This window comes from Blastopirellula marina (assembly GCF_002967715.1).
In the GTDB taxonomy this organism is placed as follows: Bacteria; Planctomycetota; Planctomycetia; order Pirellulales; family Pirellulaceae; genus Bremerella; species Bremerella marina_B.
Genome location: NZ_PUIA01000016.1, coordinates 273,930 through 290,113 on the forward strand (window position 1 = coordinate 273,930; position 16,184 = coordinate 290,113).

Below are 16,184 nucleotides of genomic sequence, written 5' to 3' on the forward strand. Positions count from 1 at the left end.
TCTGTGCGGCTTGGATTGGATCATAGGGCAACCATTGTCCAGCTTTGAGCCAACTACAGATGATTTGGGGGCCGGTGTATGCCGCCATCGGTATTTCTTTCGATTCCTTCCAGCGAGTGGATTGCATCCAACGAGGTTGCCTTCGCAATCTTTGACGGCTTTCCCGTCAGCCCTGGGCACGCTTTGGTGATCACTCGGCGTCTGGTGCCTACTTGGTTCGATGCCACGTCGGCCGAACAAGTTGGCCTGATGGGCCTGGTCAAAGAGGTGAAGGCAAGGCTCGATGAAACACTCGAACCGCAGCCCGATGGCTATAACGTGGGTTTCAATGCGGGAAAAGCAGCTGGGCAGACAGTACCTCATGTGCACATTCATGTGATTCCGCGTTACCTGGGCGATATGTCCGACCCCCGTGGTGGCGTTCGCCATGTGATTCCCAGCAAAGGTAACTATTTGCTGGAGTCGCCGAAGCAGGGCTTATCTGGCTCCAAGCAGATCGGCTTACAGCTTAGCTCGGGATACCCGGACTCGCCGTTGTGGGAACATCTCTCCTGGAGAATCGCCGGTGCTCGTTCTGTAGATATCCTGGCCTCGTTTGTCCAGTTATCAGGCTTGGATGTCATCGAGGAGCGGATCTTTGATGCCATACGGAATGAAGCACGCGTCCGCATTCTGGTGAGTGACTATCTCTACATCTCCGATGCTCAGGCGCTGCGGCGTCTGCTGGGGTGGTGTGACCTGGCCGTTGAGGAGTTTCAAGCGGAGCGGCTATTCGTCAAGTTGGTGGAGATCGCTAAGCTGCCATCGAAGCCGGCATCGTTTCACCCGAAGGCGTGGCGAATTGCCGACGATCACCATGGCTTTATCTCGATTGGGAGTAGTAATCTCTCAAGGCCCGCATTAAAGACAGGTGTCGAGTGGAACCTGCTTTCGACTCAAGAGGAGGAGCCTGAAGCCCATTCTCAGGCGACCACCGAGTTCGATTCGTTGTGGGAACTCGCTTCTCCTTTAACGCCAGGACTGGTTGAAGACTACTCGCAGCTTGCCGCCAAATACCGGGCGAAGCATTTTGAGCCTGAGGCAACGGACCTTCGCGAAGTGCCGCTGGTTCCACGTCCTTGGCAGGCAGAAGCCCTTCAGGCTCTCGATAACCTTCGTTCCTCAGGTTATCAGCGGGGCTTAGTCGCAGTAGCCACAGGAATGGGCAAGACATGGCTGGCAGCCTTTGATGTGAGGCAAGTCGGAGCGGGCCTGGAACGCCGGCCGCGAGTCCTCGTGATTGCTCACCGCGCCCAGATCCTGGCTCAAATCGAAGCTGCCATTTCGCTGGTTCTAGACGCAGCTAACGCCGCAGGGACGACGGCTTGGTATGTAGGCGATCGAAGTAACTTGGACGGCGATACGGTCATTGCCTCGATTCAGAAGCTCTCACGTCCTGAGGGGTTGGAGCAAATCGCCCAGCAAGAGTTCGACTACGTAATTGTCGATGAGGTCCACCATGCTCATGCTCCCACTTACCGGCGAGTTCTCGCCAAGGTCCAGGCGGGCTTTATTCTGGGGCTGACTGCTACGCCAGAACGGACGGATGGTTTCGACGTGGCCGCCATCTTCGACGACAATCTGGCCTATCATGCGACCATTGGCGACGGTATTGCCGAGGAGTCGCTGGTGCCGTTCCATTACATCGGGATCAAGGACACTGTCGACTTCCAGCAAATTCCGTGGCGAAATGGTCGATTTGACCTCGACGAACTAGAACAACGCGTCGAGACAAGCGAACGCATGGATCGCCTTCAGGTTGCCCTCAACTCGCATCCCGGTGAGCGAACGATCGTCTTCTGCTGTTCTCGAAGACATGCCCTATTCACCCGGGACTGGCTTCGATCAATCGGCATGTCGTCCGCAGCTGTCTTCTCTGGGGCCGGCAGTGATAGCTGCGGTGAGTCTCTGGAGGCCTTGCGGACCGGCAAGCTGGAGACTCTCTGCGTCGTCGACATGTTCAATGAGGGGCTCGATATTCCGGCCGTCGATCGCGTTGTCATGTTGCGACCGACCGAGTCGAAAGTCATCTTCCTACAGCAACTTGGTCGAGGGCTACGAGCTAGTGAGGGCAAGTCTCGCCTGTTGGTGATCGATTTTGTCGGGAACCATCGAGTCTTCGCCCAGCGAATCATCCACCTTCTTTCGTTACGGAGTTCTCAGGAAGGATGGCAGACTCTTAGGCAGTGGCTCGGCGGCGACCCGCCGAATCTACCCGAGGGATGCTTGCTGGATGTCGAATTGGATGCCCAGGACATGCTTAAGGAGTTCCTTCCCAAAGGCAGATCAGCTGCGATCGAAGGATATCGGAGCATCCGCGACGACTTGGGGCGACGGCCGGCCATGTTGGAAGTGTTTTCACGTGGCTTTCTCCCGCGAACTATATCAGCCGCAGAAGGCAGTTGGTTCCCATTTGCTGAGTCGGAAGGCGATTTGTCCAAGGATGAGCAAGAAGCTACCGCTGAATTTGCTGGCTGGCTAAGAATGCTTGAGACCACCAATCTCAATAAATCCTACAAGATGGTTGTTTTGCGAGTTCTCCTAGACCAGGGAAAGCTATTTGAAGGCGTAGACCTGGGAGAGTTTGCGAGCCAATGCCGGCAATACCTCATGAATCACCAAGTTCTCCGTCGCGATCTTGAAGGAGACGGGCACGCTCTTAATCATGAGACGGCGGAGGATGAAGCTTGGACTGCCTGGTGGAACCAATGGCCGATCGGTCGCTGGCTCGCCAAGCAAAAAGACAAGACCTGGTTTCTCCAGGAAGGTGAGCACTTCCGGCTGGCATTCGACGTTCCCGAGCACATGAAGTCGGCATTTGAAGCAATGACGGAAGAGATCGTTGAATGGAGACTGGCAGCCTATGCCAAAAGCCGGCGTTTGGTAGCTACCGAGCCTGGTGAAGTAGCATTCACCGCGAAGGTCTCCCATGCTGGCGGGCGTCCCATTCTGTTCGTGCCTGATAAGTCGAAGGAGCCGAATCGCCCAGTGGGAGTGACCCAGGTCCAACTTCCCGATGGCGCGGTTTGGGAGTTCAAATTCGTTAAGGTGGCATGTAACGTGGCCAAGCCTTTGGGCGAAACCAAGAATCAGCTTGGCTCACTTCTTCAAGAATGGTTCGGGCCAAACGCCGGTCTACCTGGTACCAATTTCACGGTTGAGTTTGAAAACCGCGGTGAAGGTTGGCAAGCCAAGCCCGAGGGCATGCCCGAAGTTCACCCGGCAGAAGTTCCCGATCTACTTGAGGATGTTTCCACGATCGAAATCCTCGATGACATCCCCGTCGAAGAACAATTCACCACGCATGCTCCCGTTTACGACCTGTTTATCGCGGCCGGCAACTGGGGTATCGAGGGAAGTCCTGAAGCCATTGGCTGGGTCCCTGTACCGAACCAACGCCTGAGAGAAGGAATGTTCGCCGCACAGGTTACAGGTCATTCCATGGAGCCGACTATTCCATCAGGATCGTGGTGTCTGTTTCGACCATGTCCAGCAGGCAGCAGAGAAGGAAGGCTCCTTCTCGTTCAGGTGAACACGCATCTCGATCCGGAGGACGGAGGCCGCTACACCGTCAAGCGATACCATTCCACGAAGCAGACCGATGCGGATGGTTGGACGCATCAGACGATCGAGCTTCAACCACTGAATCCAGATCTAAGCTACCAACCGATTCCTATTACTGAGGATGTAGCGGACTCGATCAGGGTTGTGGGAGAGTTTGTTGGTGTAATTGGAAACTGAGGCACCAGGCTACGAATGACGATCGGACGACCTCAAAACTGCTTTTTAGGTACGAAGGCCCACTATCGCTTGCTGTTTTGGGCGAATTGCCATGTTCTTTTTAAGGACGCGATCGATTTAGAAATCGTTTTAACTTCTCGCCTGGTACATTCTGCGTCTTCCTTGGAAGGCCGGAGTTGTCGTCGACACATCTCGGGATAATCCCATGCCGATTTAATCGTGAGACGGAGAGCTAAGCGAGCCTTTCCAACAAATGTGCCGGCACGTTCACCCGATTTGAATTTCTCCCAAATAGACTTCTTCGTCAGCTTCTCTGGAATATCCGAATCAGACACAGACGTTAGGTCGAGAAACTTCGCAAGTAGAAATGCGGCCTTCTTGGTGTCTTCAAGAATTGGTATCGCAATTGAAAGAGTGGAGGGTGGCTTACCGCTCCTGGATTCAGTGTCCATGGTTACAATTGCCCCGCGGGCACGAGCTAAGCGGCTGTTGACCTCCTGAAATGAAACCGTATCAAAAACCAGATCGGTTGGCTGTGGCGCGAGGGACCGAAATCGCCCCTCAGACACCCCAAGCATGCGGTATTGTTGACGTACGTCTGACGTACGGCTTAGTTTTTTGATCGCTTCTTCTGTTTGCAGGTATTTGCCGTGGAAAATGGTTTCCATTGCCCCATTTCCACAGTTGGCGAGTAGTGATTCAACTGCCTCTGCGAATTCAACAGCCGACCTTAGGGTCTTGAAAGAAATGCCAAGACTCTGGCTATGCTGGTTCATTAGTTCCCGAGCCAACGTGCCTTTTGCCAAGCTGCGCCAGAATTCGGCTTCGCTCTTGGATGTCGCAAGAGCTTCGGACCGTTTATCGATGTAGGACTTCCCTAGCTCGTATCGACTCAGAAGAGTTTGATTGAGTGCCTTTCGCGTCATTCCCGAAACTCCTGCCCTAGCCGCCTTGAGAAGGGATCGTACCATCGACGATGATACCAGGCTCTGGCTGACGAATTCCCAAGTCTTCTAGTTTTCGTTGAACTCGCTGCCGCAACGGTGGCTTCCAATTCTTCGGAGGTTTGACTTAGAGCTGTCATTGAGATCGTCTTGATTGATGTGATAATTCCCATTCGGACAGGGACGCAGTGCCTATTTCGACCATGTCAGGCTGGCAGTCGGGAAGGGGCTCTTGTTCTATCAAGCAAACTAACATTCCGACCCGGAAGATAGAGGCTACTAAATGGTGAATCGCTATCATTCACGAAGGAAGTCCATCTAGAGGGCTGGCCCCATTATACTATTGTGCATCAACGCCTAAACCCAGATGCAAGCTGCCAGCCGATTCCAATTTCTGAGGAGGTCGCGGAATCAATCCGAGTTGTAGGAGAGTTCGGAGTATGGATTGGCGAATACAATGTGCAACTCAGTCAACCGTGTCCTTGCAGACTGGTTCATTGCATAGTGCTGCAATCAGAACTTGCCTAACGCGGACCGTGAGGTGTGACCTTAACAATGGATTGGCTTGAAGTGCCTCAATGTCATCGGCGTATCGAAACTCCTTTCCCGGGTAAAGAATTGCCGCATATTGGACAACTCGCCGGATTTCGCTATCTCGGATAGCATCTCGATAGGAATGCATTTTGTCGATGTCGATCTTTTTGGGGGTTCCGGGTTGGGGTGATGGCTCCGACTCGTCTTCCTCCTCGATTGAGGCCTGTTCACTTCTGAGTTTGTATTTTGGATCAAACAGAACAATCGCAGTTTGTCCATCTGGATAGCGAATCTCGATGGCGATATCGGGGCGTTGCGAGAAACTGATGCTCCTCAAAGTACCGGTTGAGGAGTAGCTTCTTTCGGGTATAAGCGTTACTTCCGTGAAAGTCTCGGGGTGTCGGAGAATGATCGATGGTTTTCCGTCTGGCATGACTCGTACGAAGAGATTACCCGACTCCCTTCTAACGAGTTTCTGTAGATGAACTTGATAACCTAGCTCTTTGCCGACCTCCAGAAGGACCTGTGTCACCATTAAGGTGCCCCAGAGTTGATACAGATAGGGAAGATTCTTAAGGGGAGATTCTAACTTGGGCTCGTTGATTCTAGGGGCTAGGCTCTTGTTAAACTCAAGCAGTCCTTGAAAAGCGGAGCGATACGGAGGGCGGTTGAGTAGAACCATCGTCGTTCGAGCGGGCAACTGACGGGGAAGGCTAACATGTTCTAGAAATTTGGCCCGACGATTTGCCTTGCTCAGGCATAAGTCAAATTGAGAGAGTTGCTCGTCGATGGCCGGGGATAAGTTCTTGCGGGCTGAGTATCGTTTAACGGCACGTATTCTTTGACTAACTTGAGCGACAAAGGTCTTGAGTAGACGATTTTCATAGACATCATACGTGTGACGAACACGGGTGTCTAAGACGGATTTGAGAGATCCGTTGTCCGTATGATTGTATCCCCGACAAATCGCATCTTTCAGTCGGGCAGGATGAGGTCGCCTCGCGAATTCGGACTTCACCCAGACCTGTTCCGCATGCAGGATTTCATGCGGTCGCTCGGATAAATCCTCGAGTATGGCGGCGAGTCCTGCTCTTTCTGATGTGCCGTGAATGGCACGATGCAGCTTCACAAGTTCCTGCGAAAGCAGTGAATCATCGGGTGGGAGTATTGCGACTCCTGACAAAGCCCCCATATCTTGTAGTGCGATTGAAATCGCAGAGGGAAGGTCCGATTCCAAGTCCAACAATAGTCGGTCGAAACTTGCTGTTGAGATCTTCGACGGTAAGATCGAAATCGTCCGCTTTTCCTCCCCTTCGGACCAACGTAGATGTAAGGAATAGTGCCCGGGATTTGAGAGTGGCCAATCTGCTAGCACGCAAACTTTGTCGCTAAGCTTGGCCAAGCGAATGGGCACGGTATGAGAGTTTAGTGTTAAAATAGCCGCTTCCCATTCTTCGACTGGCAGTGACAACTCAATCAGTGCAGGAGCCCATTCGCTTGGACTATTGATTTTGGCCCCAGCTATGTCCCGAAAGCAGATCTTAGAAGTAAGATGTGATTCCATGATGCCGTAGCACCTCCAGCATAGCGTTTGCTTTGGCTTGACTGAGTGGAAACTTGTCGGTGGCTATCTCGATAAATGCTTGCAGGGCGTTCTCGACTCTTTGTTCTGCTCCTTTGATCTTGGTCAAAACCTTTTGAAGTAGTTGCTCATCGACAGCTTCCTGCCACGGGACATCAAGTTTGGTTGCTTCATCTACATAGGTCTTAATTTCGTCCAAAACTCGAAACGCGAAGGGTGTAACTTCACCGATCGCGTCCCAAACGCTCAACAATGACTCGGTGTAAGGAGTCTTTCCCAAATGTTCGGCAAGAAGATCTCGATCAACGGTGATTTCAATTAGTTGTGCTCGATCGTAGACCTTATCGGCAAAACCATGCGTCGTCTCATCTACGTTAACCGTCCCGACGAAGTGCAGATTCGGTGGTAGCAAAACATGCGTTGAACCGCCGAGTTCTATCTTTCCGTCGTTCGTTCGCGATCGCTGCTCCATCGCCGAAAGGAATTTGGCGAAGTAATATTCGACGCGGGCCAGGTTCATCTCGTCAAGAATCAAATGGAAGGGGCGTGCGATCTTGCCGGCTGCAACTGCTTCTTCATAGTGTTCGCTGGCTCGACGAAGGAAACGGCTGAATCCAGTGTCATGATACTGCCCATCCATTGGATTTAGGTAACCGATAAGATCTTCATTGGTGGTCCAATTAGGGGCCACCGGAACCAACTCACGTTCGGCGTCAATCGCTTCGGCATAAAGCTCTGCGAGCCAGGTTTTACCAGACCCACTTAGTCCGCAAAGAATCACGAAGCCACGGGTTTTAAGCGATAGGTGATATCTTCGGAGCGTTCTATCGCTGATCCGCAAACCCTTGGATTGGATTCGCGTCTTGATATCGGCGAAAGAGGGTTCAACGTAATCTGCCGTTGATGCTGTCGGGATAGTTTCCTCGCTAATGATGAATTCATACAGGTCAGCCGGGACGTCGGCGATGGTTGTGGTCCCCCAGAATCCTTGTTTCGGGATATCCTTTGCGACTGAGGTATCCCATTTCACATGGATTACATGCGAGTGATCGTCGCGGCTTGGAGATGGAAGAAATTCGTAGGTTGGTTCAACAACTTCGCCAATAGCCAGTACGTGCGAAACTCCCTGGTTTGCTACGACAAGGTCACCAGGCTTCAACTCCGTCAACTTCCACAGTTCATTACCTTTTCGGCTTATGGTCGGACCGTGATTGTTGTAGAAATCGCTGTAAACTTCCTCAAAGCGATCCTGGAACTGTTCTTTCGATGAGAAATCGAGTAGGTTTCCGACATCGCCCCATCCAATACAGATGAACCCTTCCGAAAGACATTCTTCCCAAAACTTGGCACCACCACCGGGGGCTATCTTCACAATGCGTCGATCAGAGCTAGGGGGTAATTCCTGCGGATCAGCCAATTCGGGAAACCTTTGTTCGAGATTCTTTAGAAATGATTGTGATAATGGGAATGCATATCCTTGTTTTACCTTTCCTTTCCTAGTGAATGGCTGTTCTCCCTTCGTACGCCACTCTTCTGGGATGTCATCGAGCTTGATCGGATTCTTTAGTTCGCGATAGTGCACAGATACATAGTACCCCAAACGCCCTGACTCCTCCCCCGGCATCGTGTCAGGTCGAGTCTGCTCAATGGCAGATGCCCGTACCGTGCCAACCGCGCGAATCGCCTTGCCTGAATAATGCAGAATTTTCTGGCCTGGCCTCATAAGTGCGAGATTGTCGTGGTGTTGAACCGAACGGCCGTTCGCTGTTTCCATAGGAGCGAATACGTATCCCTTGGCATTCTCCGAATCGTACATCGTTCCCTGGCAAATCCACCAGCCAGGTTGCTTGGCTTCAAATTCATAGAAGCCTTGATTGATTAAAAAGAAGAAGTAGTCAAGTTCGATGAAATCCTCAGCTCCCAGAACCTCTCGGATGTCAGAGATCACCTGCTCGAAATTGTCCAAGTCCGCCGCTTGATATCCTAGCTTGAGGATTGCATCACTCGATGGCCCATTCCAAATCCCGAACGAATCCGGATGAAATGTCATGACGAGCCCAGTCGCAATGTTTTGACCGAAGCCAGGAATTTTTTCGATATCTTTGGCCTTGGCCATAGGGCTCAATTGGTCATCATTTAGGATCGTCAATGCTCGCTGAATATTCTTGAGTCTGACTTCATCGCCGCCTGTGAGCATTGGGCCATAGATTCTTGTTCCAGACCCCCACATACAGTTTCCGTGAACCTCAAGCGTTCCGGACTCAAGTCCCTGTTCGAGGGTTTTCAATTGTTCACTCGAAATGGAAGCGTCGTGAGTCAGTTGACTCGACACATCATTTCCATTGAGAAAAGCCGAGTGCCAAACAACCCAAACCTCGCGATTGAACGCGTCAAGATCGATGGCTTGTGGGTCGGCAAGCAGCTTCCGAAGCTGTGCTGCCCGGTGGTGTCTTAAGCGTACGGCAAATTGAGCCTGCCGGTCTGCCTTGAATCGACGGTACACGGTTTTAAGACTGGCGTCATGGTCCGCAGTAAGTGCAATTTCTTCTACAAGCTGCCGGAGTTCCTTTTCGCGATGTAGCAAAAAGGTTAAACCGCCCAGTGTCCACAAGGGGTGCTCAGAAGGAAAGTATTCCTCGAAGGCCGAAGATGCTACAAGCTCGCGAGCCCCTGCGGATGCGATATCGATTCGCTTTCCATAAGATTCCATATCGGAATCTGGAGGTAAATCAAACTGGCGTGCCATCCAATCCCAACGAGTGAGACGACAACCTAGAAAATGATCGGGAAATACTGCCGTTAGCAACACGCTTGTGAAGTAGGCAGCACCTCCACCCGATGGATTGCCCTCTGGAGAATGAAATCCATGATCAGTGACCAATTGGACGAAGTGATCGATTGACTCGACTGTTGGAATGGCATCGCCACTTTGAATCAAAGTGCTGAGTGCCGATTCAGCCCCGTCCCATTCGAGAAAACTCTTTACTCTGCTCCGAAAAACCGCATGCCCTCCTAGGATCGTCGATCCATGTTTTTGAATGCAACTCTGAATATCATTCGTGTTGAGAGGCGAGCGGATCAGAACCTCATTCAGTTGAGGATAGAATGCCTCGCGTTCCTCCACCTCTTTCCAATCATGCTGGGTAAGAAGCTCCGCCGCTTCGACGGTAGTGCAAGTGTGTTGCTTGGCGAGTCGGTCAAGAAGGGCCTTGAGAAGTTCGTTGCTGTGGCTCATTGTTTCGACGTTGCTATGGGAAGGGTCTGTCGGGGGAGAGGATTGGCTAGTACCTAGAATGCTAAAGAACGTCCTTGTCAAAAGGCGCGTTTCGCAAAACCATGGTAGTGTAGTTGTCGAAAGTGGTTTGTGATTTGTCCAGCAAGCCACTTGCTTTCGATCCGAAGACCGACTTCGATATTTCGCTCTTGGCCGGCCTCAGTAAAATTCGCTGATGAGACAAACACTTTTCTTGAATCGACCACTACGCATTTGGCATGTAGCGAAGATCGCACTGGGACATCGTCTGACACCGATCGTGGGTCGTAATAGACTTCAGGAAGTCGGCAGCCCTTGGGCCATTGTTTGTCTTTGAAACGCTGTTTGAACTTAGCAACAAGGATTTCGGAGGAGGTCGCGTCTCCATCAGACCTGGGGACATTGAGGAAAAACTGGACCTGAAGCGAAGGAATTTGCTCCATACGACGCGCAAGCGCCTCGAAGACTTGTTGTCCCTGATAAACGGCGTAGCCAATAACGACGACGGAATCCTTTGCATGAGAGAATAACTCGCGGACGACTACCGAAGTATCGCGGTTTGTTATTCCTGGAGCTTCTGGGCCAGATGTAACTAGGTCAATCGGAGGCTTCGATCTTTGGTGTCGAGTGCGATCTGCCACAATCAAATCAAGCGCCGTGGCGATCTGCTTAACGGAAAACCCCTGTTCTGCCAATTCTGTGAGAGATAACCGGGTAGAATCGACCACGGAACCGGGCACAAGTCGGCCAACCTGTAGCGCGGAGAAGGGTGGACGAAGTCGTTCCGATCGCAGTGCCGAAACGATCGATTGCAGGTCACTAATGCTAAGTTCTACTAGGGTGCCGTTCATTGGCCTCCCGAACGGAAGAATTCGACTCCGAGATGATCCACCGTTGGGACAACAAGAGCCCGGTCGAGGAACTCATTGTGTTGCTCGCAAGAGGTCTCCGATATCAGTAGGCACCCGTGGCATGCCGCGCCGTGCAAAAAACGGCGCTCGTGTTGATTCGCAGGCTCGTGCTGGGCACAAACCGGGTCATTCGAGCAAAGCTCACCCATCTCCAGTGCGTTGCGGATGTGTTCATGGATTCGCCGTCCCACTTGCACGAGACCGCCCAACGTCCCCTCTGCATCCGATGTCCCGGTATAGAGGAGGACGCCATATCCAATTTCAGGAATCGTATAGATGCGTTCCCGGATCGAACTGGCCGGATATCCGCATTCCAGCGAGACGGCGGTGACCAGCAGGTGCGAGAACGAGTGAAACAATACGTAAGGAAGCATGCCACCTGCTTCGACGAATTTCTTGCTTGCCCCAGAGTGCTCTCCCTTCCAGGCTTCATATCCCGCCAGAAGTCGCTTCCCTCGGGTAATCACATCTGGGCGAGCCGCCCATTGCTCGACCGCGTCCTTACGAAATTGAATAAAGACGCCTTCACCGCGGTTCTCAATGGCAGGTAGCCAGCTAATCTCCCTGGCCAGTGATGCACGGCGAACGCCCATCTCTAATTCACCGTCGATATCTGGTGACACAGCCTCAAATCGCGTAAAGCCAACCTGAGCCATGACCTCGCGTAGGCGGTGGACGAGTACGACGCGTTCCACTTGGTTCATCCAGGGCATATCCCACTCGTTTCGTGGGAGGTTGCGAGCAAAGAAATTGCCGTCCGGTTTATCATCACCGATCGCGTCCTTGCTCGCGATCAGTGTTTCCATCTCGGCTTGCTTAATGGACTTGCCGGCTCCCGCGGATTGACCTCTACGGACCTTTATCTCGGCAAACACTTCTTCATCCTTGAAGCCATCAAGCGCCGCACTAACCTTCGCCTTCTTGCGTTCGTATTTAACTTCGCCCGCATCTTCTACTTCACCGATGAAATCCCATACAGCCTCGACGGCTTCACGCAACGTTTCATTGCGGTCAGGCAGGGAAATCACACTCATGAGTTGAGGGAAATACGCGTTACTGGCAGTTCGGATCAGCAGGCGATTAGGCTCTCCACATGATTCATTGGCAAGTGCACCTAACCAAGGGCGGTGCCCATCGCATCGTCCCAGCGTTTGCGGAGATTCGGCAGCCAGAGCCATGTTACGCTCACCTCTCCCACATTCACATCGTACCCAGACTTCGGCAAGATCACCGCTCGTGCCCCGTTCCTCGATCCACATTTGGCGTCGGCAGTCCGTATGACCACCATGAACGAAAAAATACCAGTCAATATCACCGATGTGTCCATTACGGCAGGCTCGCACAAAACGTACGGGAACGACACTGCGTTTCTTCTTGGCGTCGTCGATAAACTTGCCTTTAGATAACATTCGACGATGAACCAGCATGCGCGCTCGAATCACGCCATTTCGTGGTTCGCTATCCACATCTTGTGTTATGAACCATTCAGGGAACTGCCATGCCGTTATTCCTGTTTGGGGGGCTGTTGGATCGTCATTGTCGGCAGGAGGAGTATAGAGCTTCAGGTTTTGAAGAGGGGGATCGAAAAGATCCTTCAGCTTGTCGACCAAGCGTGGTTCTATAATTTCATCTCCACCCAAAGTCCACGAATCCAGACCACCAATCAGTACAGAATGGTTGGGCAGGTCCATCATGGAGCCCGGACCGAATGATGTGATTAACTGGCTGCGTCTGACTTGGCCATGCGGCCGGCTTCCTGGTCGGCGACTCATGTGTCTTCCTCCTCACTCTCGATTTCAACGCCGTCGATCGTCTTAAGCCACAGATTGACGCTTGGTTCAACGTCTCGCATCGAGCGATTGGCTCGAAACTTCTTGTGCCGAGGTGGAAGCGTCTTCAATTCAGGATTTAGAAACTCGTACAATAACCGCTGGGCGCTTCCTGCTTCCGTCTGGTATTGCAAGGCTCCCCCTGAGTCGTGAAGTTCCTTGGCTATCTTCTCCCATTCGTCGAGGAGATCCTTGCATCGTGCCTCGACTTTCATGCGCAGTTCCCTGGCATCTGTTATTTGTTGGCTCGTGTCGTGTGTCTGTGTCTCGAAGGCACGTTCTGCGAGTAGCTTCACGGCAAATGCAAGTCTAGGAAGTTCTCTCAGTATCTCCGTGGCTCCCCGAGGTGGCGTCATCGGCAAGTGCCCTTGCCGAATCAGAGAGATTAAAGTGCCTGCAAGGCCACGATCGAGTGCTCGTGGTGAGAATGGCGTCACGCTGGTTGCCTCCACACTCCGATAGAAAGATTCGTGGAAGGCTGCATATCGTTCGTAATGCGAACGATCTCTTGGGCGATGGATGTTCAGAATCGTAACCACGAGGCCAGGTCGCTGATCATCACGTCCAACGCGGCTAGTTGCTTGGATGTACTCGGAACTGGTTTTAGGCTGGCCGAAGCAAACCATAAGGCCTAGCCGTGTAATATCGAGACCGACCGAAATCATGTTGGTGGCGATCGCCACGTCGACATGTTCCTTTTCTTTGAATTGCTGTTCCAGACGACGTTTGGCCTCGGAAACCTTGTCGGTCGTAACTCGGCTAGTAAGTTCAACCGGCTCGTAGGCTATTGTGCGGTCCTTGAACAGTCCGTCTACCTCACCGATACGCCTGCGAGAACCACGAGCTATCAGCTGGGTGCGGACTTCGTCCTCAATTAACCGACGTGCGCCACCTAGTTCTCGCAAGCTATTAAAGTAGCCAAGTAGGGTCATGTAGGGATCAGCCGGATTGCTTTCGACTTTGCGGCCACCGGCTTCATCGTAAGCTTTCTGGGCTGCACCCAGCAGAGCCAGGTACACACGCAACATAATCACCTTGGGGCTTCGGCCTTGCGCCGCAATTCCCACGTACTGACGGGCATTGCTTTCCTGCGTGGTGTGCGTACGTGCAAAGAATGAATCTCGAATGTCTGGCCCTGGCGGCGGGAACACATCGACGTCTCGCCGATTGAACAACGCTCTAATCTGGCTCTGGGCGCGCCGAACCGTTGCCGTCGAAGCGATAATCTTCGGGCGAATGTGTTGGCCATCCACCTCTCTCGCCGACAATTCATCCAACGCCGATTCATATAGCCCGACCATCGTTCCTAGCGGTCCTGAAATCAAGTGCAACTCGTCTTGAATCACCAGGTCTATCGGTGGCAGTCGATCGACTGGTAAAGGGCGTCCTGAGGAAGGATTGCATGGTCCATAGAACCCTTCCGCATCGACGCGGTCGACACGTCCAAAGAACCCGCCGACTTCGCCTGTCCACGGCATCGCGGCAAATTTATCGACCGTCGCAATGAGAAAACATGGGAGACGGCGATAGATTGGCTCGTCGACTGACAGAATCGGTAGGCTATTGCCCCGTGAGAAATCACAGTGCCGATTCGCGCAAGTGACGCGAAGATCTGTCGGGTCATCGGTACTGGGTAAAAGCTGAAATGAGTTGGCCCTGAACTTCTCGCCGCACCACGGACATTCTTCCAGCGGAATTGGTGATGGCTTGCGATCATCGTTCTTGAAAGCGATCGTCTTACGTCGAGCGGAATGAGAATCCGTGTCTCCCTTCCTACCCATACGATTAGGGGTCGCTGCCATACCAACCCACAACCCGATCTCGAATGGCCACTCACCAAGCTTTTGGACATCCTGCTGACGCTCAAGCTCCAGGGCACATACCAAGGCCGCGGCTCTTCCCAGCTGATCCAGTGTCAATAGACGCAGCGTATATCGCATCAGAACACTGAGACCGGCCGACGACAGTCCAGGATTTCGCAGCCTTCTCAAGACCAAAGTAAACGCAGCCAGTCCAAGATACGCTTCCGTCTTACCACCACCGGTTGGAAAGAACAGCAGGTCGACCAGTTCTCGATCGTTGCTCTTTGGCTCGGCAATTCCCTTAAGGTTCATCAGGATGAATGCCAGCTGAAATGGCCGCCACGCTGGAACGATCTCTTCAGGTCTTTTGCCGAGCTGCAAGGCAAGACGACGGCGTCCCTGGGCGGCCATTGCCTTGTTGGCGAGACGAAACGCATCCAGGCACTGGGGATCAGCCAGCAGTTCGATTCCGGACTGGATTCGGTTGGCAGCGATATTCGCCCGATGTAATAGCTCCTCAGCAGTATCTCGCCGATGTTGCGACAAGCTCGACAGTGATCCTCTTTGCTTGTCGATCCAAGTCTTGTAACTGCTGACGAATGCCCCGAGTTGATCCTGGGCGTCAGTTCCATCTTGCAGGTTGGCAAGTAACTCCATTTCTAGCGTCACCCCGGTAATCTTCGAGGGAGCGACTTTTTCAACTTCTGCCGTAGGGAGCCAACTCGTTCTGACAGTTCGACATTGGGCATCTTCGACAACGCTGTCGGTAGCCACACTGTGTCCTACGGCAAATTCGTATGCTTCTCGGTATTGCAGATCCGCAACCCGCTCATCCCAGTCATCACTTTCCAGGCTGCGAAGGTTCGGTCGGGCGACAAACGATTCCGTGCTACTAAGTGCGAGTTCGACCTGGAAGATAAATCCTTCATCGCGAGTTTCATCGGGAGCCGCTTTTCGGCGATTGACGACAAATAGCGACAGGCTCCTCGTCCCATTGGGGAGTCCACCCTCAAGGTTGGAATCAGGGACCCCACGAACTGACCAAACCAACTCGACCCCGCGGCTATTTGGAACAGGGATCACCCCATGGTCTGGCACCTTCGTGCCGATTGTGACAGGTACGATTTCTTCTTTCGGTACTCGCTGCCATTGCTGAGGCCCGGAATAGCCTTCGTCATGCTCGACACGCAAGTATTCCCCGTACCGGACGACGGCTTCTAGCTCAGTGACCGATTTGGAGACGAGAACGCTGATGCCCATGCTGCTTGGCAAATAGGATCGCCGCGCCGCAGTCTTCTCCGGCGAGTCACTGTCGTCTATCCCAGCAGGTTCGGCGGCCTGATCTAACTCATCATTGCTGGTAGGATCGCATCGCTGCTCTTCGTCCGCATCGGTCGGTACCAGGAAACCGGTCAAATACCATCTCGATGGGGATTGCGGTAGCAGCTCTTTGTGATCGCCTAATGGTCCGGTCGGCCCAATAAGGTCAAGCAGCAAGGAGTCAACCAGCGTTCGACGTACTTCTAATGATGTCATTTTTCCTAACTTT

Annotated in this window: 7 protein-coding genes; 1 reads left to right on the forward strand and 6 read right to left on the reverse strand. The window is 52.7% G+C overall.

Annotated features, from left to right (window positions below):
* Positions 1–78: 78 nt before the first annotated feature.
* Positions 79–3,780 carry a DEAD/DEAH box helicase family protein gene (locus tag C5Y96_RS03010; protein ID WP_105350056.1) on the forward strand — a complete coding sequence of 1,234 codons (3,702 nt, stop codon included), beginning with the start codon at positions 79–81 and terminating at the stop codon, positions 3,778–3,780.
* Between the two features lie 62 nt (positions 3,781–3,842).
* Here C5Y96_RS03010 and C5Y96_RS03015 read toward each other — a convergent pair whose 3' ends face one another.
* The 6 genes from C5Y96_RS03015 to drmA all read right to left on the reverse strand — a co-directional run bounded on the left by C5Y96_RS03015 (position 3,843) and on the right by drmA (position 16,171).
* Positions 3,843–4,706, reverse strand: coding sequence for a hypothetical protein (locus C5Y96_RS03015; RefSeq protein WP_105350057.1), 864 nt, complete (start codon positions 4,704–4,706; stop codon positions 3,843–3,845).
* Positions 4,707–5,190: 484 nt separating this feature from the next.
* Complete coding sequence (locus tag C5Y96_RS03020) at positions 5,191–6,822, reverse strand: DUF2357 domain-containing protein (RefSeq protein WP_105350058.1); 1,632 nt, start codon at positions 6,820–6,822, stop codon at positions 5,191–5,193.
* Entirely contained in the window at positions 6,800–10,075 is a 3,276-nt protein-coding gene (locus tag C5Y96_RS03025; RefSeq protein WP_105350059.1) for an McrB family protein, read from the reverse strand. The genes C5Y96_RS03020 and C5Y96_RS03025 overlap by 23 nt, the downstream gene beginning before the upstream one ends.
* Positions 10,076–10,152: 77 nt before the next feature.
* Positions 10,153–10,944 (reverse strand): DISARM system phospholipase D-like protein DrmC, encoded by a 792-nt coding sequence (drmC, locus tag C5Y96_RS03030; protein WP_105350060.1) that lies wholly within the window; start codon positions 10,942–10,944, stop codon positions 10,153–10,155.
* Positions 10,941–12,776 carry a DUF1998 domain-containing protein gene (gene drmB, locus C5Y96_RS03035; protein ID WP_105350061.1) on the reverse strand — a complete coding sequence of 612 codons (1,836 nt, stop codon included), beginning with the start codon at positions 12,774–12,776 and terminating at the stop codon, positions 10,941–10,943. Before drmB ends, drmC begins: the two co-directional genes overlap by 4 nt.
* Positions 12,773–16,171 (reverse strand): DISARM system helicase DrmA, encoded by a 3,399-nt coding sequence (drmA, locus tag C5Y96_RS03040; protein ID WP_105350062.1) that lies wholly within the window; start codon positions 16,169–16,171, stop codon positions 12,773–12,775. The genes drmB and drmA overlap by 4 nt, the downstream gene beginning before the upstream one ends.
* Positions 16,172–16,184: the final 13 nt, after the last annotated feature.